At 50.0% G+C, this 25,090-nt stretch carries 24 protein-coding genes and 1 tRNA gene; 10 read left to right on the top strand and 15 right to left on the bottom strand.

All coding sequences use genetic code 11. The annotated features are described in order from the left end of the window. The first annotated feature begins 29 nt into the window (after positions 1-29). Both AAY72_RS02895 and AAY72_RS02890 read left to right on the top strand, forming a co-directional pair. Positions 30-1,220 (top strand): alpha/beta hydrolase, encoded by a 1,191-nt coding sequence (locus AAY72_RS02895; RefSeq protein WP_057785522.1) that lies wholly within the window; start codon positions 30-32, stop codon positions 1,218-1,220. A 591-nt stretch (positions 1,221-1,811) separates the two neighbouring features. Beyond that, on the top strand, positions 1,812-2,414 hold the full coding sequence (locus tag AAY72_RS02890; protein ID WP_057785521.1) for a cold shock and DUF1294 domain-containing protein: 603 nt from the start codon (positions 1,812-1,814) through the stop codon (positions 2,412-2,414). A gap of 171 nt (positions 2,415-2,585) precedes the next feature. On the opposite strand, the gene AAY72_RS02885 is transcribed toward AAY72_RS02890, so the two are convergent. From AAY72_RS02885 to AAY72_RS02855, 7 genes are all read right to left on the bottom strand, one after another. After that, entirely contained in the window at positions 2,586-5,309 is a 2,724-nt protein-coding gene (locus AAY72_RS02885) for a DUF349 domain-containing protein (protein WP_057785520.1), read from the bottom strand. Beyond that, positions 5,299-5,580, bottom strand: a complete 282-nt coding sequence (locus tag AAY72_RS02880; protein ID WP_008983604.1) for a YeaC family protein — start codon at positions 5,578-5,580, stop codon at positions 5,299-5,301. The genes AAY72_RS02885 and AAY72_RS02880 overlap by 11 nt, the downstream gene beginning before the upstream one ends. A gap of 1 nt (position 5,581) precedes the next feature. After that, a complete protein-coding gene (locus AAY72_RS02875) occupies positions 5,582-5,908 on the bottom strand; it encodes a hypothetical protein (protein WP_057785519.1) in 327 nt (108 codons plus the stop codon). 28 nt (positions 5,909-5,936) lie between these two features. Beyond that, on the bottom strand, positions 5,937-7,067 hold the full coding sequence (locus tag AAY72_RS02870) for a M14-type cytosolic carboxypeptidase (RefSeq protein WP_057785552.1): 1,131 nt from the start codon (positions 7,065-7,067) through the stop codon (positions 5,937-5,939). A gap of 61 nt (positions 7,068-7,128) precedes the next feature. After that, on the bottom strand, positions 7,129-7,386 hold the full coding sequence (locus AAY72_RS02865) for a DUF2960 family protein (RefSeq protein ID WP_008608438.1): 258 nt from the start codon (positions 7,384-7,386) through the stop codon (positions 7,129-7,131). Positions 7,387-7,392: 6 nt separating this feature from the next. Then, complete coding sequence (locus AAY72_RS02860; protein ID WP_057785518.1) at positions 7,393-8,244, bottom strand: hypothetical protein; 852 nt, start codon at positions 8,242-8,244, stop codon at positions 7,393-7,395. After that, the gene (locus AAY72_RS02855) at positions 8,244-9,383 is read right to left on the bottom strand and encodes a 1-acyl-sn-glycerol-3-phosphate acyltransferase (protein ID WP_057785517.1); all 1,140 of its coding nucleotides are present in this window, start codon (positions 9,381-9,383) and stop codon (positions 8,244-8,246) included. Before AAY72_RS02855 ends, AAY72_RS02860 begins: the two co-directional genes overlap by 1 nt. 177 nt (positions 9,384-9,560) lie before the next feature. Here AAY72_RS02855 and AAY72_RS02850 point away from each other — a divergent pair. After that, positions 9,561-9,637, top strand: a tRNA-Pro gene (locus AAY72_RS02850). 305 nt (positions 9,638-9,942) lie between these two features. On the opposite strand, the gene AAY72_RS02845 is transcribed toward AAY72_RS02850, so the two are convergent. Then, positions 9,943-11,250 (bottom strand): hemolysin family protein, encoded by a 1,308-nt coding sequence (locus AAY72_RS02845; RefSeq protein ID WP_057785516.1) that lies wholly within the window; start codon positions 11,248-11,250, stop codon positions 9,943-9,945. Between the two features lie 396 nt (positions 11,251-11,646). Between AAY72_RS02845 and AAY72_RS02840 the strand changes: the two genes are divergently transcribed. Beyond that, a complete protein-coding gene (locus AAY72_RS02840; RefSeq protein WP_057785515.1) occupies positions 11,647-12,339 on the top strand; it encodes a superoxide dismutase in 693 nt (230 codons plus the stop codon). Between the two features lie 307 nt (positions 12,340-12,646). On the opposite strand, the gene AAY72_RS02835 is transcribed toward AAY72_RS02840, so the two are convergent. Both AAY72_RS02835 and AAY72_RS02830 read right to left on the bottom strand, forming a co-directional pair. After that, positions 12,647-13,141: a hypothetical protein gene (locus AAY72_RS02835; protein ID WP_008608430.1), complete on the bottom strand. Its 495-nt coding sequence runs from the start codon at positions 13,139-13,141 to the stop codon at positions 12,647-12,649. After that, positions 13,138-13,434 (bottom strand): nucleotidyltransferase domain-containing protein, encoded by a 297-nt coding sequence (locus tag AAY72_RS02830; RefSeq protein ID WP_057785514.1) that lies wholly within the window; start codon positions 13,432-13,434, stop codon positions 13,138-13,140. Before AAY72_RS02830 ends, AAY72_RS02835 begins: the two co-directional genes overlap by 4 nt. A gap of 186 nt (positions 13,435-13,620) precedes the next feature. Between AAY72_RS02830 and AAY72_RS02825 the strand changes: the two genes are divergently transcribed. The 3 genes from AAY72_RS02825 to AAY72_RS02815 all read left to right on the top strand — a co-directional run bounded on the left by AAY72_RS02825 (position 13,621) and on the right by AAY72_RS02815 (position 15,092). Continuing rightward, on the top strand, positions 13,621-14,172 hold the full coding sequence (locus AAY72_RS02825; RefSeq protein ID WP_057785513.1) for a YaeQ family protein: 552 nt from the start codon (positions 13,621-13,623) through the stop codon (positions 14,170-14,172). Positions 14,173-14,272: 100 nt separating this feature from the next. Further along, positions 14,273-14,671 carry a nucleotidyltransferase domain-containing protein gene (locus AAY72_RS02820; protein WP_057785512.1) on the top strand — a complete coding sequence of 133 codons (399 nt, stop codon included), beginning with the start codon at positions 14,273-14,275 and terminating at the stop codon, positions 14,669-14,671. Beyond that, positions 14,661-15,092 (top strand): DUF86 domain-containing protein, encoded by a 432-nt coding sequence (locus AAY72_RS02815; protein ID WP_057785511.1) that lies wholly within the window; start codon positions 14,661-14,663, stop codon positions 15,090-15,092. Before AAY72_RS02820 ends, AAY72_RS02815 begins: the two co-directional genes overlap by 11 nt. 42 nt (positions 15,093-15,134) lie before the next feature. Here AAY72_RS02815 and AAY72_RS02810 read toward each other — a convergent pair whose 3' ends face one another. From AAY72_RS02810 to apbC, 3 genes are all read right to left on the bottom strand, one after another. Next, entirely contained in the window at positions 15,135-15,710 is a 576-nt protein-coding gene (locus AAY72_RS02810) for a glutathione S-transferase family protein (protein WP_057785510.1), read from the bottom strand. 202 nt (positions 15,711-15,912) lie between these two features. Then, positions 15,913-16,509, bottom strand: a complete 597-nt coding sequence (gene dcd / locus AAY72_RS02805) for a dCTP deaminase (RefSeq protein WP_057785509.1) — start codon at positions 16,507-16,509, stop codon at positions 15,913-15,915. 2 nt (positions 16,510-16,511) lie between these two features. After that, positions 16,512-17,411: an iron-sulfur cluster carrier protein ApbC gene (apbC, locus tag AAY72_RS02800; RefSeq protein WP_057785508.1), complete on the bottom strand. Its 900-nt coding sequence runs from the start codon at positions 17,409-17,411 to the stop codon at positions 16,512-16,514. Positions 17,412-17,560: 149 nt separating this feature from the next. Here apbC and metG point away from each other — a divergent pair, with 149 nt between their 5' ends. Then, a complete protein-coding gene (metG, locus tag AAY72_RS02795) occupies positions 17,561-19,621 on the top strand; it encodes a methionine--tRNA ligase (RefSeq protein WP_057785507.1) in 2,061 nt (686 codons plus the stop codon). Between the two features lie 21 nt (positions 19,622-19,642). Continuing rightward, a complete protein-coding gene (locus AAY72_RS02790; RefSeq protein WP_057785506.1) occupies positions 19,643-21,202 on the top strand; it encodes an MFS transporter in 1,560 nt (519 codons plus the stop codon). A gap of 17 nt (positions 21,203-21,219) precedes the next feature. On the opposite strand, the gene AAY72_RS02785 is transcribed toward AAY72_RS02790, so the two are convergent. Beyond that, the gene (locus tag AAY72_RS02785; RefSeq protein ID WP_057785505.1) at positions 21,220-22,689 is read right to left on the bottom strand and encodes a hypothetical protein; all 1,470 of its coding nucleotides are present in this window, start codon (positions 22,687-22,689) and stop codon (positions 21,220-21,222) included. A gap of 32 nt (positions 22,690-22,721) precedes the next feature. Further along, the gene (locus AAY72_RS02780; protein WP_057785504.1) at positions 22,722-23,726 is read right to left on the bottom strand and encodes an NAD(P)H-quinone oxidoreductase; all 1,005 of its coding nucleotides are present in this window, start codon (positions 23,724-23,726) and stop codon (positions 22,722-22,724) included. A gap of 121 nt (positions 23,727-23,847) precedes the next feature. On the opposite strand from AAY72_RS02780, the gene AAY72_RS02775 reads away from it, so the two are divergent. Continuing rightward, the gene (locus AAY72_RS02775; RefSeq protein ID WP_057785503.1) at positions 23,848-25,053 is read left to right on the top strand and encodes a class I SAM-dependent rRNA methyltransferase; all 1,206 of its coding nucleotides are present in this window, start codon (positions 23,848-23,850) and stop codon (positions 25,051-25,053) included. Positions 25,054-25,090 lie beyond the last annotated feature (37 nt).

Below are 25,090 nucleotides of genomic sequence, written 5' to 3'. Positions count from 1 at the left end.
AGCCACAAGAGTAGAGGAATACAAGAGCCATGACTCATAACAAAATCACCCTGACCATCGCCGCTGTGTTAGCCCTAAGCGCATGTGCCGACAAAAATCCGCCAGCACCGACCTTAACTATCAAAGTGACACCACCGGCTGATTACTCTGCTAATGACACTATTCATCTGGTCGGTAGTTTTAATGATTGGGAGCTGGACGGTGACAAGGCTTACTCACTTATAAAAAATAACGGGGAGCTGAGCGTTACCATTCCGATCACCGAGAAAAATGTATTTTTTACCATGGTCAAAGACAAAAATTGGCAATGGATGCCCGCCAACGAAATGGCAAAAAGCCAATGTACCTATCTACATAAAGCAACGGGTGGCAATGCGGAAATGGCAGTTCATATTCCGCTCTGGACTGGCGATAAGCCTTTAAAAGCAGCCGAGCCGAGTTTAAGCGGCAGCATCGTACAGCATAAAAATATTACACTGCCCCAATTTGGCCGCAGCAGTGATATCTCCGTTTATCTGCCTAAGTCCTACCAACACAACACTGACAAAACCTACCCGGTTTTATATATGTTGGATGGCCAAAATATTTTTAACGCTCAAACGGCACACAGCGACGAATGGCGCATTGATGAGCTATTGGAGGAGCTGACCAGTGCTGGCAATCTGGATGAAATGATTGTGGTGGCGGTGCCCAATAGCGCTGAGCGATGGGTTGAATACAACCCCTGGGCATTTAAAAACCGCGATGGCAAAGCCACACAAGGCCAAGGAGAATTAACGATTCGCTCGATTAAGGATACTCTAAAACCCTTTATCGACAGCCGCTACCGAACCGATCCGCAGCCAGCCAGCACCGGTTTAGCGGGCAGCTCGCTGGGCGGCTTAATGGCCATTTATGCCGCGCTGAAGCATAGCGACACTTTTGGTTTTACAGCCGCATTTTCACCGGCTTTAGCGATTGAAAATATGGACGGAATAAATGTGTTATTCGAAGCCATTAAACAGCAGCAAACTATTGGCAATAGCAAAATATATTTTGATATAGGGCAGATGGAATATGGCAATTACGAGCAGATCGAACAATTAAATAGCCTGCTGCTTAAACAGGGATTTAAACCGGAAAATCTTAAGTTGGTGAAAGATGATGTTGGGCGGCACTGCGAAGTGGACTGGTCGCGCCGATTCCCTGCGGCGATGGAATGGTTGCAAGCAGGCATTTAATACATTTCGAAATATTCGTTGAAAACCACTCTGATTGTATGGATGTCCAAAAAAGCTGTTTTCTTTTTGGGGTCCCCGTAAAGTGAGCCGGTATTTTGGCCGGTTGTGAGGTTTTAAAAATGCGCGTGTCTGAGCGGTTCGACGGTAGCGAACCACGAGTTTGCGCATTTGCCTCAAAATTGGCCAAAATACCGGGCTTTCGAACGATCCCGGGGTCGCCTTTTCTTTGGTTTCTTTCTTTTGACGAAGCAAAAGAAAGAGACTCGCCTTTAGGCGAAACCCGCGCAACGCCGTTGCTTAAAACAACTATCGCCTGAAGGCCAAGGGTCTATGCCGAATGACCGCAACTCGCTCAAAGCAGTCCTCCTTCGCAACAAGCTAGCCGTTACATCAACCAAAACTACCAATCCCACTATCGCAGATCGCGACTCCGGTACGACAAGCATACTGGAGTCGTCAAGTGGTGTACCCTTGCGTTGTGGAGTCAAAACCAACCCTAGCATTGACGAGCGCAGTCAAACACGGTTCAATCGACGCTGGTTTTACTTCAACTCTATTAAATAGTTGTATCTTTTCAGACAAGGGATCGTGATGCGCATAAAGGGAAAAATTACGCAGTGGGATGATGCCAAAGGCTTTGGCTTTATTCAGCCGATGCTGAAAGGCGAACGGGTATTTGTGCATATCAAAGCACTACAAAACCGCGCCCGCCGGCCAGTGCTGGGTGAGGTAGTTACTTACAGCCTGGGTCAAGATGAGCAAGGCCGTTTGCAAGCGCAGGACGTCACCTTTGCCGGTGAAAAGCATCGCATCAGAACCGCGAAAACGGCGTCAAAGGCACCCTTGCTGCTGGTATTGGGTTTTGCTGGCGTTTTAACACTGGCGCTGTTTTTTGGTACGTTACCGCTATATGTGTTGGCAGTTTATGCGCTGCTAAGTGTGCTGACTTTTATTGCCTACTGGTGGGATAAGCGACAAGCCCAAGCTGGGCGCTGGCGTACACAAGAGTCGACATTGCAGCTGCTGGCTGTGCTGGGTGGTTGGCCGGGAGCCTTATTAGCGCAAGCCTATTTGCGGCATAAGTCACAAAAGCGGCCATTTTTAGTGGTGTTTTGGTTTGCCGTGGTGGTAAACCTGGTCGCACTTAGCTGGGCGGCGTCACAGCAGTTTTTGCGGTTACAAGTCTGGCTATAGTTTTTACTTAGTGCTGTTTGTCACGATCGCAGGACCGACTCCGGTACGGCAAGCATACCGGAGTCGTGGCTTGGTGTAGCGTTAAGATCGGTGCTTGGTTCGATATCGCAGGATCGACTCCGGTACGGCAGGCGTACCGGAGTCGTGGTGTGGTGTAGCGTCGTAGCGCTGTTAAAACAATGCGGCGACCCGTTGTAATAACGGTTGCTCATTTGCTGCGACCGGGCCGTGTGCCAACCAGTATTGCAGTAATTGCTCGGCATTAACCTGCTGACCACCATTATGCTTCATTGATAACAGCGCTAACTGCACCTGCTGTTTTTCGCCGGGTTCAACCTGGGTTGTGCCCTGCCCGGTTAACAGCTCTAAGGCTACCGTTAGTTCGCGCCGGCTAAGTGGCGGTGTTGTGCCCTGCAACGCATCGCGATAACCGGCAGGTACCAGCTCTGGACGCCACTGGCCTGCAGCCAGGGCTTCGAATAACTGGTTTAACTCGGTTTTTTGCTTCTGCTGCCGCAAGCTGGCGGCTTTACTGCTTAACTCCGTTGCCAGTTGTTCACGGGCAGCACGGGCTTCGGCCAGATCCGGCAAGGTTAGCTGCTGTAGTTGCTGTTGCAGTTGTTGTACCGTGCTTAGCTCTGTCGCGTCTGCTAAGGCCTTTGCGATATCTCGCAATTGCTGTTGCAGGGTTGACCAGGCTTGTTGCTGTGCCGCCTGCTGCGCTTGATGTTCAGCCTGGCGCTGATTAAAGAAGCCATCGCACAGCGCGCGGAACTCTAACCATAACGCCTGATCCTGCTGCTTACCGGCAAAACCCAGCTGCTTCCAGCGCTGCTGTAACTCTTTTAATACCGTAGCGGTTTGGCCCTGATCTGGCAGTGATAACGCGGATTGCGCCTCAGCTACCAAGGCTTGCTTAGCCGCGGCCTGAGCTTGCTGGGCTGCTGTTAATTTTGCGCGTAATTGCTGATTTAACTGCTGATATTGCTGCTGTAACGCCTGATAATCCTGGCGTTTTACCGCCCCCGCCTCACGCCAGCGTTGAGTGAGCTGACGTAGTGATTGCTCAAGGGCTTTTTCCGGCATTTCAGTGTGTAACAACAAGGCCAGTTCAGTCAGGATTTGCTGACGCTGCGCCAAATGCGCTGCCCGCTCGGCATCTTGTTTGGCAAATAGCTCCCGGCAAGGCGCAAATGCCGCTTCGCAGGCCTCGTCGAAGGCCTGGTTCAGGTTATCATCCGCTGCCGGATCGGCTTTACCCAGCGAGTTCCAGTTTGCGCGCGCCAGTTTTACCTGCTCTGCTCTTTGCTTGGCATCTTCGACTGGCTCTGCCGCCAGTTGATGCATTTGCGCCAACATTTCATGTTTACGCGGCGTGGCAATATACTGCTGCAGATCGTTTAATTCCTGATACAAGGCGGTAATTTCGTTAAAATCCCGCTCTGCCTGCTGCTGCGCTGAGCTATCCAGTTGCTGATAGTCACTAAGCAAGCCTTTGTATAGCCCAAACAACACTTTAAAGCGCCCGGCGCCGTGCAAACGCTTAAACTCAGCACATTTGCTGCGTAACTGGCGTAATTGTTTATGCTGTTGCTGCTGTAATTCAGTCAGGGTGGCTTTCCAGCGCTGCTGCACTTGTTGCTGCTGTGCTGCCAAGTCGGCCGGTACTGGCAAACCTAATTGCTGCACGCTTTGTCGCCATTGCTGCTTAAACTGTTGCAGCTGTGTCGCCGCTTGGTCACATTCCTCCGCCGTAGCGGGTAGTGCCTGAGCAGCAAAATCGTTAAGCAAAGTGGTTAACTGCTGCAACGTATCGGCTGCGGCCGGCAGCGCCTGCAATTGTGCCGCCAGTGTAGTCAGCTCTCGCTGTAAACCGGACTGCTGCTCCGCGCTTAGCGTCGAGCTGGCCACCTCTTGTGTTAGCTCCTGATGTGCTTGCTGTAATAGTCCTTGCTGCTGGGCACTGAAATCTGCAAGATTAGCCAGCTGGGCGCTAATTTGCTGCTGTAACGCCGCGATCGCGGTTGTCAGTTGCTTAAGCTGCGCCGCGGCCTGCTGTTGTGCAGCCAAGCGTTGCTGCTCAGCGGCCAGCGCTGCCAGCTTAGGGCTTAGCCAGGTATCGAGCTTTTGCTGTAACTGTTGGTACTTTTCCTGATACTGCGCGGCTTCGGTATCTGGCAATACCGGCAAATCAGCAACCAATTGCTGCCATTCCGCCGCCAGTTGCTGTTGCAGCGCAGGGATGTCGGCCAGTTGTGACCGTTCACGCAGGGCGTTTAATTTTGCCAGCAGTAAGGTTAACTCTTTTCGCAACTTAACCGGCCGCTGCTTGTCTTGTTGCAACTTCTGCAGTTGTTGTTCAGCTTGGCTAGCTAATTCGCCCGGCAATTGTTTGCTGAGTTTTTCCAGCTGCTTTTCATCCTGGATCGCTGACAGCAATTGCGCTTTACAAGCCACCGGGAAAGTCGCATCCAGCAGGCTTTGCATTAGCAGATCCTGCCGGCTCAAACGCTGCAATAAGCTTAAACGCAGGGTCGCATCGTTATCCTGCAGCGCCAGTTGCTCCAGAATACTGCTGCGCTGACATTGCTCGATAAACTTATGTTTTAATGCAGAGTCGACTTTGCCAGTCAATAATTGCTGCACCAGTTGTTGCTCGGCATAAAGTTTTAGGCGCTCGGCGGCGTCCTGCTTACTGGCTTGCCACCACAGTGCAAAATCATTTAAGCGGTGCAACGCGGCCTTGCGCACCGCTTCGGCGCCATCATTAAAAGCCAGCTCATGCAGGGTGTTTTTATGTTCGGTATTTTGCGGATCCAGACTTTCCAGCGCCTGTAGGCGTACTGCGGCATCCTGATGTTGCCATTTGGGTTTAAACCAGCGTTTAAAGATCATCGTGTGAAAACCTTGCGATAGCGGCAGGATCAGAAAATTGCTTTTTTAATTCAGCTTTGGATTTATGGACAATTTGGCCATCGGCGCCAACGGTAAAAATCTCGTCCGATTTTAATACTTTGGCTTGATACGCCATCACCAGTTGCAGGGTATGGGCTTTTTGCTCGTCAGATAACGGCGTGCCATCGGCCCAGCGGCCGGTTTCGGCCGCCTGTGCCAGTTTTTCATAGGTGTCAGGCGTCATCGCGCTGACCAATGCATTAAAGTCCATACTACTTCTTACGCTTTAACCAGATAATGCGGGCGCGGCAAACCACATACCAGATAAAACCCAGTGCGATCGCCGCCGTTGAGACATATTCGTTATAGCTGCCGGTTTCCGGTTGCCACCAGTACAGAATACCGAAGCCACCCAGAAACAGCAGTAACGCCAACATCGACTGATTCATCATTGATTGTGACTGTTTGAGCATCCGATCCCGGTGCTGCGCCGCCAGTTTCTCCGGCGTGGCCGCAGTCAGATCGGTTTTACACTTCGGGCACTCTGCTGCTTTGTTAGAAACCCGGTGTTGGCACACCGGGCAGGAAATAATTGCCATCTGCTGTTCCTGTGTGGTTAGGTTGTTATTACTGGCCTAAATCATCAACTACGGCCAAAATCGCTGTTAACGCATCCTGGCCCAGTTTCATTGAGCGTACGTCTGACCAACCATAGGCTTCATCCGGCAAGTTGGCGTTATCTTTAAACGGCATTTCCAGCGTATAGGCCAGGGTTTTAAATTGCTCGGCAACCCAGTTTGAACACACAGTTAAATTGGCTTTACCCGGCTCATCGCGATCATAGCCGTAAGTGGTTTGGAACTCGGGTGTTACCGCCAGCAGCGCTTGCTTAAAGCTGGTTTCTAACTGCGCCATTTTGCCGTTATAAGAAGGCACGCCCTCGGCACCGGCAACAAAGTTGTACGGCAGGTTTTCGTCACCATGCACATCCAGCAGCATATCCAGCCCCAGCTCCAGCATCTTCTGGCGCACCAGGAACACTTCCGGGCTCTGTTCCATACTTGGGTTTTGCCACTCGCGGTTTAGGTTAACGCCAACGGCGTTGGTACGCAGATGACCACGCACACTGCCATCCGGGTTCATATTAGGTACGATGTAGAACACGGCTTTGGCCAGCAGGCTACGCGCTACACCGTCATCTTCATCCAGCAGGCGATCTAATAAGCCTTCGACAAACCACTCGGCCATGGTTTCACCCGGATGTTGCCGGGCAATGATCCAGACTTTCTTTTTGCTGTCATCCGGCTCACCGACTACCAGCATGTTCATATCGCGGCCATCCAGGGTTTCGCCCAGTTCAACCAGCTGACAGTTGTAGTCGTTTTGTGCCTGATGCAGCAGATCCATATGCCGCTCGTAGCTATAAGGCGCAAAGTAAGCAAAATAGACCGACTCAGCTTCCGGATAATGGGTAATGGTCAGGGTATTGCCGTCATATTCGGTTTCGACCCGGAACCAGTTCTGCCGGTCATAAGAGGCCACTGCCTGATAGTCTTTCCAGCCATCCGGATAGGCCGAGGTGCCGGCATTGGTAATGTGCAGTTTATGCACCTGGGCATGCGGGCTGTTTAAGCGAAAATGGAACCACTGGTAAAAATCCGACATATTGTCTTTACGGATTGCCAGTTGAATATTATTCGGATCGGTGGCATTGATAACTTCGATATTGCCACTGTCAAAATTTGCGGTAATTTTCATAACAAAACTCATTGGTTGTAGGCTGATACGCTGCGGCAATCGAATAGGATCGCGCAGCCTGTTATTCTTCTGTTGGCGGATTCTCGCGCACAAAGGCGATCTCTGCAAACCCAAATTTACTAAATGTTTGTAATCGATAGTTTTTGATTGCCGACTTATCTTTAGCGGTTTGCATTAACTGCTTTTCCATTGCCAGAAACTGCGTTAAGTCGATACCCTCTTCCGCCGCGGCGGCTTCATAAGGGTCGCGAAAGCGATCAAAACTAAAGGCAATGACTTTGCGTTGCCCTTTGTATAAGTAGGTGACCTGTCGTGCCATATCGGTTTACTCCTGTCTGGCCGGCCGGCATAACCAAAGCGACGCCAGCAAAATTACCGAGCCCAAAGCCAGAGACCAAAGATTGGCGCTGCGGTTCCAAATTAACAGATTTACCAGCAAGCCCGCCGGGATCAGTGCATTATTCATTACGGCCAGGGTGCCACTGGAGACCAGACTGGCGCCTTTATTCCACCAGTAATAACCGCCGCCGGAGGCCACTAGCCCCAGCCATAATAATACGGCCCACTGCGTGGCATTAACCGGATATTGGGCTGTGCCGAGGATAAACCAAGCCGGTAGCGCCACCAGCAGCGCCCCAACATAAAACCAGCCAAACTGCTGGTATTGCAACCTGGCAGGCGATTCACCTTGCTGCATAAGCCGTTTATAGCCAACCTGTCCGGCAGCAAAACACAAATTAGCGCCCTGCACCACCAAAAAGCCAAGCCAGTAATCCGGTGCCGGCACGCCATCGCGCATCACCGCTGCCGCCACTACCGCTAACAGCGCGGCCAGTAAAAAGCGCGGCTGAAAGCGCCCGGCCAGCACATCGTAAAGCAGCGTGATATAAACCGGGGTAAAGATGGTAAATACCAGTACCTGTGGTACCGACAACAACAAAAACGACTGATAATAAAACAGATACATCAGCCCCAGTTGCACCGCTCCCAGCGCGGCCAGATGCAGCGCCAAGCCGGCTTTTATCGGATAACGCAGCAACCAGGGTAAAAATACCAACAGTGCCAGCGCTACCCGGGTCAGAACGGCAAAATAGGCATCGACCTGCCCGGCCAGATACACACCAATCAGGCTAAATGAAAACGCCCATAACAGCGTAACACCAACCAGATAGCCCATCAGGCGTTAGCTACCGGCCTTTCAGCCGCTTGCGTATGCTGTTTCAGCACCGGGGCAGCATACATTTGTGTTAAAAACGGCTGCGACTCCGGCGGTAACGCATCCAGCCTTTGTTGCCAGCTTGCCTGTTGTGCGGCATCAGCTTTGGTGCTGTCACCTGCGGCCAGATAATTAACCGGAAACAGTTTATAGTTTTGCCAGATCTGCTGATCAATCAAGGCTGCCAGCGCGTCGGCATCATCCGGAATATCAGTTAACGGTTTAGCGAAGGCAACATGCACCCGGCCTTTAAAGCCGACAATGCCTTTGATAATGGCATCGATATCTTCAAACTCGCCTTTTTGGTAATTACCATGCTGCTGTTTGTGAGAAAGTTCTCTGGCTTTATCCTGATCACAGGGATCTAACTCATACGATAAACACACCGGCACGATATTCAGGTTGCGCATATAGTCGGCAAAGCTGTCACCGCGCTTTTTGCCTTCCATATAAAACATTTTTAGTATTGCCGGATCGGTTTCATCATTACCATCTTTGGCGCGGCCTTCTTTTTGCGCAATCCAGATAGATTGCTGCTCATCCAGCGAATGGCGGATATAGGCCGAGAGTTGCGACAGGTTTTTCAGCATTTCCCGCGGCCCTTTGGCACCGCGTTTGACGATAAAGCTTTTATTCAGCTTCATCAGCTCGGTCGCACAGGCTTTACGCAGCAGGTTATCGCCAATGGCGATCCGTACCGTCTCAAAGCCATGCTTATGCAAACACCAGTTAACCAGCGCCGGATCCATCGCAATATCGCGATGGTTGGAGATAAACAAATACGCCTGCCCAGGCTTTAAATGATCTACTCCGCTAAAGGTCATGGCCGTGGTCGAGGTTTTTAGCATCCGCTCCATAAAGGCGGCAACCTGCAGCTGCACCTGCGCAATAGAGCGCAGCTTGGCCCATTTGCGTTTTAGGAAAAACTTGACCGCCGGCGCTAGCAACCAGCCAAAACTGCCGGCCAGATGCGGAAAGCGGTAATGCAAAATGGCAGCAATAAATTCCTGATCGGCAATCAGCCGGCCAATAGCGGCCTGAACTTCGTTATCATGGTAAGGCCGGATATCGGCAAAAGGGTCGTTCTGAATGTCGCTCACAAGCTTACAACACTGCTAATTATTATAAAGAGGCGTATTCTACTCTTTCAGACAGAATTCGCCAGCATCGTTATAACTTTGTCTGAAACATCGGAGCAGCAAGGCTGGGCAAAAAAGCTGCAGTCATACAAAAGCGCATTGCATTTCATACCGAAATCATTATGATACGCCCTACGTCGGTACGTAGCGCAGCTTGGTAGCGCACTGTCATGGGGTGTCAGGGGTCGTGGGTTCAAATCCCGCCGTACCGACCATTTAAATGCCTGTTGTAAAACAGGTTTTTTTGTTTCTAAACTCCGCAGACGTCCAGACCGCCCCAAATACACCCCAATATACAGTATTCGAATTTAAATGCATTCAGCTATCAGGATTGCTTTTGTCGGCAGTCGCTTCGCAATGGTGCGAGCACTTCTGCTCTACCAGATGTCCATCAAATGTCCTGGAAACGAGAGAGCGCTGCTCTATGCGATACCTACTTTACAAAAGTTTTTAACTGTATTGCGAGTAAAGATATCGACTCCGGTGTCGGTAAACAACCGGAGTCAGGCAGGTTTTGAACTTATTGCTGTTCCGGTGTTTCCTCAACGGCAATTCGCTGAGCCAGAACTTTATCGACGCGTTTGCCGTCCATATCAACAATTTCCAGACGCCAGCCAGCGACTTCTACCACATCAGTCGTACGGGGAATGGTACCTAACTGATACATTAGCAAACCATTTAAGGTTTGATACCAACCATCATTTTCGTCAGGTAAAGACCTTATCTCAAGTACATCCTTCATATCAATGACCGGCAATAAACCATCCAGCAACAGTGAGCCATCCTCACGCCGAATCACCATCTTATTGTCGTCATTGTCATCCTGGTTAATTTCACCGGTCAAGGCGTCCATCATATCCTGCAGTGTTACCATGCCTTTGAGCTCACCGTATTCATCGACCACAAACACCATTTGTGAGCCGGATGTCCGGAAATGCTCCAATAACTCCATGCCCGTCAGACTGTCAGGGACAAAGTTGCAGGGCTTAAGTAACTTGCCGAGCTGGATCTCCTTACGCGCGATCGACTGCGACAATATCTGCTTGGCTGAAACGATACCAACCACATTATCAACGCTGTTATTACACACCGGGAAGCGCGAGTGTGGTGAGCGCATAACGATAATCATGTTTTCTTCAATAGACTGGCTTAAATCCAGATAGATAATGTCCGAGCGCGGCACCATTAATGAGCTGATACTGCGCTCATCAAGCCGGAATACGTTCTTCACGATGGCATGTTCGCTGTGCTCAATCACACCACTGGTCGAGCCTTCCAGCAGCATCGCTTGAATATCTTCATGGGTCACACTGTCGCCGAGTTCCTGACGCAATCCCAACAGGCGCATCAGGCCATGAGTAGAACTTGATAACAACACCACAAATGGCCGGTTGATAATAGCCAGTATTGCCATAGGACGGGCAATTAAGCAGGCGATGGTTTCTGCGCTTATTTGTCCAATCCGTTTTGGCACTAATTCACCAATTACGATCGAAACATAAGTGACCACAACGACCACCAGCACTGTGGCAAGTATTGGCGCAATTTCAGCTGACACACCAACCGTTTGTAACCAGATGGCAAAGGGTTCGGCCAGAATGGATTCACCAAAGATACCATTCAGTATGCCGATCGAGGTAATGCCGATCTGTACTGTCGATAAAAACTGCGTGGGATCTTCAGCCAGTCTCAGCGCGGTAGCTGCGGAGGTACTGCCCCCCTGAGCCCGTGCACTCAACCGCGACTTGCGTGCTGTGACAATTGCAATTTCTGACATGGCAAAAATGCCATTGAGCAAAATTAAGCCAACGAGAACAAAAATTTCCATGATATTTATGCCCAGACAGAACCAGATCCGAGCAAGCAGGTGCTCAAATATTGGTGTGCAAAAGTGTTGAATGGCAGGTTGGCTTGTTTGAGAATATTTCCGGCGTTAACGTTACCGGAGAGAGTGATATTTTTTACGGCGACGCTTAGCGGCGCCATACTTCGGTGCGGGTTCATATTTTTCGCTTTGTTACCAAGGGACAACTATTATAGTCAACAATAGAGAAATTTAAAAGTCCCTACAAAGTCTTTGTTGCTATTTAAGCGTGTTAGCCTGATTAATTTAAAACTAATCCTACCAGGAGAAAATAGCGTATCCTCAGTGAACTCACAGCGTTGAGCACTGTCATATCCCGCTACCCGGGAGACACATCCGTATCTTATATAAGGAGTCTGTATGTTAAAATCTACCCTGCTGAAATCCGTTAGCACCGCTGCCTTATTATTGGCCTCGTTATCCGCCTTTGCTACCCCTTTTACACAGGCACCACTGCCTTATGCGGCCAATGCGCTGGAGCCGGTAATTGATGCCAAGACCATGGAAATTCACCATGGCCGTCATCATTTGGCGTATGTGAATAACCTCAATGCGCAAGTCGAAAATTTTCCAAAGCTGGCAGAGTTGAGTTTAGAGCAAATGATGCAGCAGATGTCATACTTTAATGCAGCAGTGCGTAATAATGGTGGCGGGCATTATAATCATCAGCTGTTTTGGCAGTTAATGGCGCCTGTTGGTCAGGGCGGCACACCTTCAGTTGCCTTAACTGCAGCTATTGAACGTGACTTTGGCTCATTGGATGCGCTGAAAACCGCCTTTAATCAGGCAGCGGCCAGCCGCTTTGGCTCGGGTTGGGCCTGGGTAATTGTTAATACAGACGGTAAGTTACAGGTGACGTCAACGGCAAATCAGGATAACCCGCTGATGGATGTCGTTGAGGAGCGTGGCACGCCGATTCTGGCGCTGGATGTTTGGGAACATGCCTATTATCTGGCCTATCAGAACCGCCGTGGCGATTACAGCCAGGCCTGGTGGCAGCTGGTTAACTGGAATAAAGTGAACCAGTTGTTCGAGCAAGCCAGCACTGAGTAACAGCCAAGCAAAGTTGCATTGCCAAAGGCCGCCGAGCTTTGTACACTGCGGCCTTTTCGTATCTGACTAAAAGAGCATCTGATGGCACTTAAAACCACTGTTTATAAAGTCCAACTGAAAATAGTTAGGCTCTGCACTGCCCTTGCAGCTTAGTAAAATCCACTGCTACAGCAGCGGCTAAGTCGGGTATGTTAAGCAACCACCCAACACCACAACAAAAAATACCACTGCTTCCGACTCCAGCATGATTACGTACCAGAGTCAGGCCTTCGATGCTGAATTTAGCTGAAATTTTATGGCTTTGTGGTTAAAAGGAATTACTAGGAAGCAGATTGCGTTGTTCCAGCGCCGAAATCAATTGCATCGCAAAATTTTCTAACAACGGCGTAAAGTTAGCTGCGCTATTAAGTGCATCCGCCAATAGCTGCAAGTCTTCTATATACTCATGCACCATTTTGTTTCGCAGTTGTCGGGCCAATAACCAATTTTCAGCAGATTCTAACCAACCAAAACGCTCCGCCTTGTTTAGATTATCCAAGACCGGGCCCTTGTGCTCCCCCAATGCAGCCAAGGTAGCCGGCAACAACTTATCACCTAGGTTGTCTTGTAACCTGGCAAAACGGCTGGCAAAAGCATCAAGTTGTTCGGAAAATGCTGGATCAGTATCCAGTTGCTGCAAACGCTCGGGTGTGAGTGGCGCATTAAATAAGCGTTGCAAGGTCACTGCGAGTTGTTTCCGCTCCTTGTCGATAACACGAATTAGAAAAGCCAGGCGTAACTGTTCATCAGATAGTGTGGTCATAGCGGTATACCCTTTGCCGCAATCTGGTGAATTGCTGAGCGTTGCAAATTTGGCGCTTGTAATAACACATCAATTTTTTGTATGCCGATACGCTGTATTATTTTAGCTTCCAGGCGGGCAGCAACTAAAGCGGGCTGATTGATTTCATTAGTACTGCTTACCAGTAAGTCAATATCCCCGCCCCGGACGTTATCGCGTTGCCGCGAACCAAATAACGTCACTGTCGCCTGACTGCCAAGCTCTGCAGATACCACGGCTTTAATTTGCATAATTTGTTGTTCAGTCAAACGCATAGTGCCCCACTCCCAGAGGTTTTAGTATATACCAAAGCGAAGGAGGAACAACCATTTGGGGCAGATTACATAACAACTCCCCAAAGCGCCTCAGGTTGAATGATTAAAGCACCACTGAGCGCATTGCCAAAGGCCGCCGTGCTTTGTACACTGCGGCCTTTTCCTATCTGACTAAAAGAGCATCTGATGGCACTTAAAGCCACTGTTTACAAAGTCCAGCTGCAAATTGCTGATATGGATCGGCATTATTATGCAGACCACAGCCTGACGCTGGCACAGCACCCGTCGGAGAATAACGAGCGCATGATGGTACGCTTACTGGCTTTTACACTGAATGCCAGTAACACCCTGCAATTTACCAAGGGGCTAAGCAGTGAAAGCGACGAGGCAGAGCTATGGGATCTGGCGCTGGATGGCACCGTGAACCTCTGGGTCGAATTTGGTCAGGCCGATGAAAAATGGCTGAAAAAGGCTTGTAGCCGGGCAAAACAGGTGCATTTATATTGCTATGGTGGCCGGGTAGTACCGATTTGGTGGCAGGCGAATCAAAGTGCGCTAAGCCGCTATCAGCAACTATCAATTTGGGACATTTCGGAGCAAAGCGTGCAGCAGATGGCCACGTTGGTACAGCGCAGTATGAACCTGCAATGTAATATCAGCGAAGGCCAAATCTGGCTATCAGATGACAGCCAGAGTGTGCTGATTGAACCTGTGCTGCTAAAAGCCGCCGGCCGTTAAGCCCGGTGTTTTTCCTGAATGTGAAACTGTGAGCTAACTGGCGATCACCTTGTTATTCTGATACGCTCTTGTTATCTCAAAACTTAATTTATTCAGACTGATGACTAACTCTGAGCCGATAGTATCCCGGATTACGCAGCTCGCAAAACAAAACGCGGATATTGGGGCTATCTGGTTATATGGCTCAAGAGTACAAGGAAGAGCCAGGCCAGACAGTGATTATGATCTCGCTGTTGCCTTTAATGATTTCGCACTCGATAACTTAGCGCGCTACAATCGTCCCCACTGTCTGGCACTTGATTGGGCCGCAGAGCTCGCCCTATCTGAAGCCAAAATATCTATCGTCGACATCAACCAAGCACCGATTTATTTGGCGTATCAGATTATTGATACCGGACAACTGATATATAGCGATGGTAGTGCAAGAGCATGGCAAGAAATAACGCGGATTAATAGCTTATTTGAGTATCAACAAAGAGAAGCAAGTCATGAGGTTTGAAGATGCCGGCTTAAAACTTTATTTAACTGAAGCCGCCAAACATAAACAAGACTACTGCCAACAATTAGACGAATTGCGTGCAGACTTAGCCCAGGGGGAATTACGCCGGCGTGACTACCTGGCTATAGAACGTTTATTACAACTGCTAACAGAATTGAGTATTCGCCTGGCCAAGCATTGTCTAAAAAGATATCAGCAACACAGTTCTGTCGACGCCTATCAAACTTTCTCACAGCTACATCAGCACGGCATGATTACGGCTGACGAATTGTCAGAATGGCGCCAGATTATTGGGATGCGAAACGGATTAGTACACGATTACTTAAATATTGATGTCAACATTGTGCGTTTGATTGTCGCGCAAGGGCGTTATCACACCCTTGCAGACTTTTGTGACAAAGCAATCCGATTTTTACGATAATGCTATTGTTAACGCATACACCGAATATCGTTATCTTCTGACTCAAGCCAGCCGCGGATCTGATACTGCGGCGCCGGCCTGTTGCTGATTGGCAGCATGAAACGCCAGTAAGGCCGGATAATCTTCCAGATCCAACAATTCGCGGAATATCACCCAGTCCAGTAAGCAATACAGTGCTATCGCCGGATACTGCCAGTTGGCAAATTCCTGATTAGCGGCCTGCTGCTCCAGCACAAACATTGAGGCAGCAATCCGCTCTTTTTGCGCATTAAAGAACAGCCGATCTTCGTTAGTATTCAGACCGCTGCGGGTACATAAAAACAACGAGACCAGCGAATCATTGACTGCATTAATCAATGTGAGTTGATTTTCCTGATACCAACTTAATGCTGCCAGGCCCATTTTGGCGGCAAGATACCGGTAGATCACATTAGAATCGAAGATAATCTCGTCGTTATCCTGCAACATCGGGATCTTTAACGTTGGGTTCAGCGCTAATAACTTCTGCCGATCCGCCTCGGCAAAAATATTCATATTGATAAACTGATGTGGTGTTTCAGCCAGCAGCAGCCGTATCCGTCTTACATAGGGTGAAGTCTGTGAACCGTATAGTTGCATTGCTATCGCTCCCGGTTGGTCAAATCATTGTCAGAAAATCGAATAATGCTACGCCAAACGGCGTTAAATATCGAAAATAGCTGCCAGCGGCATTGCCAAGCTATGCAGCTTTATTGCATAATCATCCCGCTTCATTTTGCTTTATATTAAGCTTGCTGCCCACGTTTTTGCGTGGGCTTTTTCTTTTTAGCGCGGTCGATTGTTACAACGCTGATTTATCATCCTGACTAATACGACTGGCGACAGCCCCGCTCTGCTCTTTATATTTGGCATCGCTGCGCTTGTTATAAGGCTTATCCGCCGGCCCTGTCATCAGTTCAAAATTCAGGGCGCCAATTTTCATATTGGGCCTTAGTGCCAGCGGTAACTTACCACTGTTAAAAAACTCCAGTACGATATTGCCCGACCAGCCCGGATCAATGCGGTGCGCGGTTACATGCACCATTAGGCCTAAACGGGCTAAAGAAGAGCGCCCGTCCAGCCAGCCGACGATATCTGCCGGCAGCGTTACCGACTCCAGCGTAATACCCAGCGCCAGCTCAGCCGGGTGCAAAATAAAGACACCATCGTCCTCCAGTACAATTTCATCGCTCATTACCGCATTTAAGGCAGCATCCACTTCCGCGCGCGGGCCACTTAAATCGATAAAGGGCGCGGTATGCGCCTGAAATACCCGAAATTTATGGCCAAGCCGAATATCAACACTAACGCCGCTAATCATATCGGCATCCGGTGCCGGACTGATGCGGATTTTTCCCTCGGCCAGATAGGCCGCTATATCGCGGTCACATAATCTCATTACTAATCATCCGTTATAACAATTTCCACGCTCTGACTGCTGGCACCGGTAAGTTGCCACAGCAAGGCACGACTAATTTGTTGATAATACTCCAGCAAGCTGGCATCTCCGGCCGTCAAAGCAGTACCGCTATCGGCTTGTTGGCGCAGTGCACTTTGCAGCGGTAACTGGCCTAGTACCGGCACCTGATAGCGCTCGGCCAGTTTTAAGCCGCCTTCACTACCAAATACATCATCGCTGGCGCCGCAGCTGGGGCAGATATAAAAACTCATATTTTCAATCAGGCCCAGGATTGGGATTTTCACCTGTTGAAACATGGTAATCGCCTTGCGGGCATCGGCCAGCGCCAGATCCTGAGGTGTCGTCACCACCATAGCACCCGTTACCGGCAGCTTTTGTGAAATGGTGAGCTGAATATCACCGGTGCCGGGTGGCATATCCACCAGCAGAACATCCAGCTCAGGCCACAGAGTTTCATTCAGTAACTGCAATAACGCCTGGCTGGCCATCGGGCCGCGCCAGACTGACGCCTGCTCCGGGTCAACCAAAAAGCCAATCGACTGCAAACAGACACCATGCGCCTGTAGCGGATGCATTAATTTATTATCCGGTGACGTGACTTTCTCACCGGTTAAACCAAATAGCGTGGGTACCGAAGGCCCATAAATATCGGCATCTAACAGGCCGGTGCGCACGCCCATTGCCGCCAACGCCATCGCCAGGTTAGCGGAGGTGGTAGATTTGCCAACCCCGCCCTTACCCGATGCCACCAGAACTATGGTTTTAATCGATTTAAAAGCAGCGGGTCTGGCTCTTAAAGCTTCAATAACGCCGCTTGGCTCATTCGCGCTCGGCGCGGGCTGATCTTTAGCCTGAGTTTTCTTTTTTAGCCAGTTAAACATAGTCACTCCGTTAAAAGGCTTTTTTATAAACTAATCGCTTTTGTTGACAAATCGTTGGGAAACGCCGCTTGTGCGGATGCGATTTAATGCCGGTTATAGTATCATTAGTTCATATCTTTTCAGTTATTTATTCTCAAGAGCAATCGTCAATGTCGAGCCGGAAAATTCTGATCACCAGTGCGTTACCCTATGCCAATGGCCCTATTCACCTCGGACACCTGCTGGAATATATTCAAACCGATATCTGGTCACGGTTTCAGAAAGCCCGCGGTCACCAGTGTTACTACGTTTGTGCTGATGATGCGCACGGCACCCCTATTATGCTAAAAGCGCAGCAACAAGGCATCACGCCGGAGCAGATGATTGCGCAAACCAAAATTGAGCATATGGCCGATTTCGCCGGCTTTGGTATCGCCTTTGATCATTATCACTCTACGCACAGTGACGAAAACCGGTACTTTGCCAATCTGATTTACCAGCGTTTAAATGACGGCGGCTATATCAAGCGCGATACCATCAGCCAACTGTACGATCCGCAGAAGGAAATGTTCTTACCGGATCGCTTTGTTAAAGGCGATTGCCCGAAATGCGGTGCTTTGGATCAGAACGGTGATAGCTGCGATGTCTGCGGTGCCACCTACAGCCCCACCGAAGTAAAAAACCCGCGCTCGGTCGTATCCGGCGCCACGCCAATTCTGAAAGACAGTGAACACTACTTCTTTGATTTACCGGCCTTTACCCAGATGCTGCAGGACTGGACCCGTAGCGGTGCCTTGCAGGATGAAATGGCCAACAAACTGCAGGAATGGTTTAAAGATGGCCTGCAGCGCTGGGACATCAGCCGCGATGCGCCTTATTTTGGCTTTGAAATTCCGGGCGCACCAGGCAAGTTCTTTTATGTATGGCTGGATGCGCCTATTGGCTACCTGGCCAGCTTTAAACACCTGTGTGAAACAGCCGGTATCGATTTTGACAGCTACTGGGCGCCGGATTCTAACGCCGAGGTCTATCATTTTATCGGTAAAGATATTATCTACTTCCATAGCCTGTTCTGGCCGGCGATGCTGCACGGCGCCGGTTTCCGCAAACCTAACGCAATCTTTGCCCATGGTTTTGTCACAGTAAATGGCGCCAAGATGTCCAAGTCACGTGGTACCTTTATCAAGGCCCGTACCTATCTGGATAATCTGGACCCGGAATATCTGCGCTATTACTTCGCCTCGAAGCTAACCAGCGGCATTACCGATCTTGACTTAAATCTGGAAGACTTTACCCAGAAGGTCAACGCCGATCTGGTGGGTAAAGTCGTGAATATCGCCAGTCGCTGCGCCGGTTTTATCAGTAAGCGCTTTGACGGCAAGCTTTCCGCCAGCCTGAGTGAGCCGGAGCTGTTCGCCGACTTTATTAACGCTGGGGACAGCATTGCGCAAAGCTATGAGCAGCGTGAATTTGCCAGGGCCATCCGCGATATTATGGCGCTGGCTGATAAAGCCAATCAGTATATCGATGCCAAGGCGCCCTGGGTGCTGGTAAAAGATGACAGCAAGCAGCAGGAAGCGCATGACGTCTGCTCAATGGGCCTGAATCTGTTCCGCGTGTTAATGCATTATTTAAAGCCGGTGTTGCCGAAAATGGCCAGCGACAGCGAAGCCTTTTTAAATACTGAACTGCTTTGGGCGAATTACCGTGAGCCACTGTTAAACCATGCGATTAACCCTTTTAAAGCACTGATGCAGCGCGTCGATCCGCTAAAAGTGCAAGCCATGATTGATGCTTCAAAAGAGAACTTACAACCTACTGCTGAGCCGGTTACAGTCGCTAAAGCTGAAGCAGCTAAGGCTGAGGTTAACGTTGTTAGCGGAAAACGGGAGCCGATTAGCGAGACCATCAGCATTGATGACTTTGCCAAGATTGACTTGCGGGTCGCGACCATTATTGATGCCAAGCCGGTGGAAGGCGCCGACAAACTGGTCCAACTGCAACTGGATATTGGCGGCGGCGAAACCCGGCAGGTATTTGCCGGTATTAAAGCCGCTTACACCCCAGAAAGTTTAATCGGCCGGCAAACAGTGATGGTGGCTAACCTGGCACCGCGCAAAATGCGCTTTGGTTTATCCGAGGGCATGGTACTGGCCGCTGGCCCGGGTGGCAGCGATATCTTCCTGCTGACGCCGGATCAGGGTGCCGCCGCAGGTATGCGCGTTAAATAAAAGACTTTACAGGAGCTTAGGATGGCCTCACCGTTTCGCAGTTTTTCATCGCTGTTTTCCAGCACCCTGATTATGGTGCTGGGCGCCGGCTTGCTAACGACCTATCTGGCGTTATCGCTGGCGCGGGATGGTGTAGAACAACTGTGGATCGGCGCTATGATGTCGGCTTACTACTTTGGGTTGGTCGTCGGCTCAAAGGTTGGCCATAAGCTGATCGCCAGGGTTGGCCATATCCGTACCTTTGTTGCCAGCGCCGGCATTGTTACCGCTTCGGCCTTATGTCATGCGTTAACGGATGTGTTACCAATCTGGCTGTTGCTGCGGCTGATCGTCGGTACCGGTATGATGTGCCAGTATATGGTGCTGGAAAGCTGGCTGAACGAGCAAGCTGATAGCAGCCAGCGTGGCAGTGTTTTTGCCGGCTATATGATTGTCTCCTATTTTGGTATGGTAGCCGGGCAAACGGTGCTGTCATTTTTCCCGGAGCTGGGCCTAAAGCCGCTGCTGTTAATTGGCATTTGCTATGCGCTCTGTATCGTACCCATTGCGCTGACCCGCCGTATCCACCCGCAGCCACTGCATCCGGCCCCGCTAAAGATTTTGCCGTTCTGGCGCAAGGTGCCGCAATCACTCACCACCATTTTAATTGCCGGTGGCATTTCCGGCTCGTTTTATGGCTTAGCCCCCGCCTTTGCAGCCGGTTTAGGTATGGGCACAGCCGAAGTTGCCAGCTTTATGTCAGCAACGATTCTGGCCGGATTACTGGCACAGTGGCCAATGGGCAAACTTTCCGATCGCATTCCGCGTAGCCGTTTACTGCGCTTTAACAGCGCCCTGCTCGGTATTTTGGTATTGGCGATTGCACTGCTACCATTAAAAGGTATCGCCTTGCTGGTAGCCACTTTCTGTTTCGGTATCCTGGCGTTTACGCTGTATCCGCTGGCAACCGCGCTGGCGAATCAAAATATTGAACAACAAGACCGGGTCGCGTTATCCGCAACGATCTTACTGACCTTTGGTATTGGCGCGACGCTGGGGCCATTGCTGGCCTCTTTTGTGATGCAAATGCTCGGCAACGCCATGTTGTATGGTTATATGGCGGTGTGTTGTCTGATCCTGTTCTTACGGTTAGCCCGGGTTAACTATACCCAGAAAATGGCGCGGCGGTTGCTGGCTGAACAGCAACCTTCGGACTACCAGTTGGCTTCCGGTGATCTGGTATCGTCTCCGCTGGCTGCAGCCTTGGATCCGCGGGTAGATGAGCAATTAGTGAAAGAGCAGATGCAAGATGAGCCCCTAGCAGAAGCTGCTACCGCGCAAAGTGAGAGTACACTTGCTGGCGATAATGCAAGCTTGAGTGACAATGACGCGATCACAGCGGACAGCAGCACAAACCCAAACGATACTGAGCTAGATACTGAGCTAGTTAGCGGGGTTAGCACTGATACTACTACCACAGCGACAACTGAAACCCGACACAACACTACGACAACGGCAGCCCCTACTGACAATCTGCACTCAGATAGCGACAGTACCCTGGAGCGCGCTGCCAACGCTAGTCAGCAAACACCCGGCCATTAAGCCGGGTGTGCCAATACTTAGTTTTGACTCACCACCGCTTTATTCCAAAGATTCTGATTCTTCTGATTTAAAAAGTAATCATCCGGATGCCAGCAACGCGGTAATAACGGCGATGCCATCCGTTCTTCAAAGTTGTAAACCAGCTTACGCAAAATATCCAGTAACCGCTCTTCTGGCACCACTTCAAGCTTTTTGCGGCCTTGGGCAAAATACAAATTGTTTTCCGCACTAACAATACAGCCGCGCGCCGACGCCTGATAAGTCAGACTATAGGTCACCATGCGGCAAATTGGCGTGCGAAAATCCGGTGGATAAAGGCCGGTGACGATAGCGTACTCGTAGCGCTCCATATCATTACCATCGGAGTCTTTCGGGATATAGGTAATGCCATAGCCTTGCGGAAACATCCCGACGATCCTTAAAAAAGCGGCGACACTGTTTTTACTGAGCTTACCCAGCTCAGCGCTTTTCTCCAGCGCCAGCGCCGCTTTTGGTAAGTCTTCATAGTTGTAACTGCTGCGGGTAGACAGCACCATACCGGTATAGATTTGTGGGATACGCAAGATACTGCCCAGCACATCCTGTGGCCGGACGGCTTGTTTTAACAGCAGTTGTATCAGCTCACGTTTTTCAATCTCGCCCTGCACAAAGCGATCTCGCTCTTCTTTACTACGGCCGGTATAGCGACCTACCGTTAACGCGTCCTGCACGTAGTTTAACGTCTCGGTATAGCTGGTTTGCAAAAAGGTGTTACGTTCTTCCGCATCTAACTCACGAAACTCATCGAAGCTACCATCAGCCCCTTTTAAAATGCCCTGACAAATCGGATGACAGCGACCGATATCCTGCAGAATAGCCGCCATCAGAACCGGGATTTGGATATCATCCCGATAAGGGTGATATTCCGTTTCGTCACTGTAAGGTACGCTTTTACCGGCTTCATAGCGCTCCAGAATAAAGGGGTGGTCAATCAAACCGTCCATTAATAAGCGATCCAGCAAGCGAATACTTAACACCGCTTTGTATAAGTGGCGGGCTTTTTGGTTTTCGCGGGCAATATGGCGGCGACGGGTTGGACAAATTAGCTGAATCGTTCCCAACATCTTGGCTGAGGCATTGTTGGTATCAACAAAGTTCTCGCCCTGACACAGTGACAATATATCCCGGCACAACGACTGCAATTCACTATAGCGCTGAAACCGCGCTTCTTCGATTTCCTCACTAAAGGTCTTATGCTGTTCTTCCGCTTGTTTCAGGTTACGGGCCACTGCTGCCTGATCACCTTTTTTAGATTGTTGTTGCCGGTTCTCAAATAAAAACAGTTGTTGCTCTAACTCAGTCGCTTTTTGATCCCGATAGTCTTTTTCGTCGAACCACTTGATGGCCTGTTCATAAATAGAATCCTGCAACGGACTCTGATGATAAATGCGCTCTATCAGACGTTGAATCACTTTAGCGTAGGCCGCTTTTCCAAAACTCAGTGACATCCCGCTCAACTTCCTCTTTATTAACCTTAGGACTATTCCAGCGTAACCAGTAACTTACCAATGGTTTGATTACTGGCTAATAACTGATGTGCTTGTTCAACTTCTTCGCGGCTAAATACTGCGGCGATCACCGGCTCGATGGATTTAGCGGCTAAATCTGCTGCAAAATCAGCGTGAAAGCGGCGTGTTAGTTCAGCTTTGTAAGCCGCATCTCTATTACGTAGCGTTGAGCATAGCAGCTGACCACGTTTTTTAAATAATAAACTCAGGTCAAACTCCGGGATTTTTCGCCCCCCCATCATCGCATAAATAATAATCTTACCGTCAACGGCCAACACACTGGCCTCACTGTTCAGATAACTGCCGGCAACCGGATCCAAAACCAGCGCCACACCCTCTGGCCAGGCGGCTGCCAACACCTCGCTAAAGTCTTGCTCACGGTAATTAATAGCGATGTCAGCGCCCAGCTGCCGGCAAAATGCCGCTTTATCAGCAGTGCCTACCGTCACGGCAATCTGTAACTGCCTGGCTTTTGCCAATTGAATAGCTGAAGTGCCAACCCCACTGGCACCGGCATGGATTAATAACCTTTGGCCTTCAGTTGCCTCACCGAGTAAAAATAATAACTGATACGCAGTTAAAAACGTTTCTGCCGTGGCCGCAGCTTGTTGCAGTGACCAGCCCTCTGGCACCGCCATTGCTTGTGTTGCCGGTATGGCGACATACTCTGCATAACCACCGCCATTCACTAAGCCAAATAGCGCTTGGCCAATTAACGGACTTAAACTGTCGTCCGCCACGGCGACAACAATACCAGCAGCTTCTAGCCCCAGAATTGTACTATCGCCTGGTGGTGGCGGATACAACCCCTGACGCTGCATCAAATCGGCACGGTTGATACCAAAAGCCGCCACTTTTAGCAGCACTTCACCCGGTTTCAGTTTTGGTAGCGCGCAGTCCTGCCAGCGCAGCTGACTATCGCGGCCAGGCGAGTCAACACACACTGCCTGCATAATGGTAGGGAGCGTAGTAGCCATAAGGATCCTTAATCGACCGGCAGATTTGGCTAAGCTCGCGTTAGAGCAGCGATTTCACTTTAGCTTTGCCGGCCACTTCTCTAAAATACGGCCTTTAGTCTAGCATAGCGAAGTAACCAATATGAACAACAGTAGCACCGTGCCGGCCGTGATCCTGGCTGAAGGCCGCGAAAAAGCCCTCAATCGTAAGCACCCCTGGATTTTTTCTAACGCCATCGCCAAAGTCCATAATACGCCGAATCGCGGTGATACCGTCGCTGTACTCAGTAGCAAAGGCGAATGGCTGGCCTGGGCCGCTTACTCACCTGCATCGCAAATTCGCGCGCGGATCTGGAGCTTTCAACAGCACGAGCAAATCGATCAGGCGTTTTTTAAGCAACGTCTGCAGCGCGCCTGGCAACTGCGGCAGAGCCTGTTTAATACTGAAGAGACGAATGGGCTACGGGTAGTGGCTGCTGAATCGGATGGTCTGCCGGGTATCACTATTGATAAATATCAGGATGTGTTGGTAGTGCAGCTACTCTCTGCCGGTGCCGATGCCAAGCGTAAACAACTGGTCGCTGCTCTGCTGGAGGTGTTCCCAAAGCACAGTATTTACGAGCGCTCCGATGTGGATGTGCGCAAAAAAGAAGGCCTGCCGCTGGTAACCGGCTGGCTACATTTACCACGTGACAGTGGTGAGGTGTTGATTAAAGAGCACGGTATGACCTTGGTCGTTGATGTAGTTAACGGCCATAAAACCGGTTTTTATCTGGATCAGCGGGTAAACCGGGCGGCGCTGCGCCGTTTTGCCAGCGACGCCGAGATTTTAAATTGCTTTAGCTATACCGGTACCTTTGGCGTGGCAGCCTTAATGGGCGGTGCTAAACAGGTGACCAATGTCGATCTGTCTGAGCTGGCACTAGAAACCGCGGCGCGTAATGCCGAACTTAATCGGTTAGATCTTAGCAAACTGAGCAATCAAAAAGCCGATGTGTTTAAACTGCTGCGTCAGTATCAGGAGCAAGGCAAAACCTTTGATATCGTGGTACTGGACCCGCCGAAGTTCGCGGACAACAAAGCCCAGCTTAACAGTGCCTGTCGTGGCTACAAAGATATTAACCGGGTGGCGATGCAGCTGGTAAAACCAGGTGGTCTGTTGTTTACTTTTTCTTGCTCAGGCTTAATGGAAGAGAGCTTGTTCCAGAAGGTGGTCGCCGATGCGGCACTGGATGCGAAACGGGATTGCTTGTTTATTGAACGCTTACAGCAAGACAGCGATCATCCGGTCGCCAGTTTCTACCCCGAAGGCTATTATCTGAAAGGTTTGATCTGCAAAATCTATTAAGTTATCGCAGGATGACTGCCGCTTTGGCCGTCATTCC

Source organism: Alishewanella sp. WH16-1, from assembly GCF_001441695.1.
GTDB classification, from domain to species: domain Bacteria; phylum Pseudomonadota; class Gammaproteobacteria; order Enterobacterales; family Alteromonadaceae; genus Alishewanella; species Alishewanella agri.
The sequence above is the reverse complement of the archived record's forward strand: the minus strand, read 5'-3'. Positions and strand labels throughout refer to the sequence as shown.

Coding starts and splice junctions, on each gene's coding strand:
- AAY72_RS02895 (WP_057785522.1), top strand. CDS start 30: ATGACTCATAACAAAATCACCCTGACCATCGCCGCTGTGTTAGCCCTA.
- AAY72_RS02890 (WP_057785521.1), top strand. CDS start 1,812: ATGCGCATAAAGGGAAAAATTACGCAGTGGGATGATGCCAAAGGCTTT.
- AAY72_RS02885 (WP_057785520.1), bottom strand. CDS start 5,309: ATGATCTTTAAACGCTGGTTTAAACCCAAATGGCAACATCAGGATGCC.
- AAY72_RS02880 (WP_008983604.1), bottom strand. CDS start 5,580: ATGGACTTTAATGCATTGGTCAGCGCGATGACGCCTGACACCTATGAA.
- AAY72_RS02875 (WP_057785519.1), bottom strand. CDS start 5,908: ATGGCAATTATTTCCTGCCCGGTGTGCCAACACCGGGTTTCTAACAAA.
- AAY72_RS02870 (WP_057785552.1), bottom strand. CDS start 7,067: ATGAAAATTACCGCAAATTTTGACAGTGGCAATATCGAAGTTATCAAT.
- AAY72_RS02865 (WP_008608438.1), bottom strand. CDS start 7,386: ATGGCACGACAGGTCACCTACTTATACAAAGGGCAACGCAAAGTCATT.
- AAY72_RS02860 (WP_057785518.1), bottom strand. CDS start 8,244: ATGGGCTATCTGGTTGGTGTTACGCTGTTATGGGCGTTTTCATTTAGC.
- AAY72_RS02845 (WP_057785516.1), bottom strand. CDS start 11,250: ATGGAAATTTTTGTTCTCGTTGGCTTAATTTTGCTCAATGGCATTTTT.
- AAY72_RS02840 (WP_057785515.1), top strand. CDS start 11,647: ATGTTAAAATCTACCCTGCTGAAATCCGTTAGCACCGCTGCCTTATTA.
- AAY72_RS02835 (WP_008608430.1), bottom strand. CDS start 13,141: ATGACCACACTATCTGATGAACAGTTACGCCTGGCTTTTCTAATTCGT.
- AAY72_RS02830 (WP_057785514.1), bottom strand. CDS start 13,434: ATGCGTTTGACTGAACAACAAATTATGCAAATTAAAGCCGTGGTATCT.
- AAY72_RS02825 (WP_057785513.1), top strand. CDS start 13,621: ATGGCACTTAAAGCCACTGTTTACAAAGTCCAGCTGCAAATTGCTGAT.
- AAY72_RS02820 (WP_057785512.1), top strand. CDS start 14,273: ATGACTAACTCTGAGCCGATAGTATCCCGGATTACGCAGCTCGCAAAA.
- AAY72_RS02815 (WP_057785511.1), top strand. CDS start 14,661: ATGAGGTTTGAAGATGCCGGCTTAAAACTTTATTTAACTGAAGCCGCC.
- AAY72_RS02810 (WP_057785510.1), bottom strand. CDS start 15,710: ATGCAACTATACGGTTCACAGACTTCACCCTATGTAAGACGGATACGG.
- dcd (WP_057785509.1), bottom strand. CDS start 16,509: ATGAGATTATGTGACCGCGATATAGCGGCCTATCTGGCCGAGGGAAAA.
- apbC (WP_057785508.1), bottom strand. CDS start 17,411: ATGTTTAACTGGCTAAAAAAGAAAACTCAGGCTAAAGATCAGCCCGCG.
- metG (WP_057785507.1), top strand. CDS start 17,561: ATGTCGAGCCGGAAAATTCTGATCACCAGTGCGTTACCCTATGCCAAT.
- AAY72_RS02790 (WP_057785506.1), top strand. CDS start 19,643: ATGGCCTCACCGTTTCGCAGTTTTTCATCGCTGTTTTCCAGCACCCTG.
- AAY72_RS02785 (WP_057785505.1), bottom strand. CDS start 22,689: ATGTCACTGAGTTTTGGAAAAGCGGCCTACGCTAAAGTGATTCAACGT.
- AAY72_RS02780 (WP_057785504.1), bottom strand. CDS start 23,726: ATGGCTACTACGCTCCCTACCATTATGCAGGCAGTGTGTGTTGACTCG.
- AAY72_RS02775 (WP_057785503.1), top strand. CDS start 23,848: ATGAACAACAGTAGCACCGTGCCGGCCGTGATCCTGGCTGAAGGCCGC.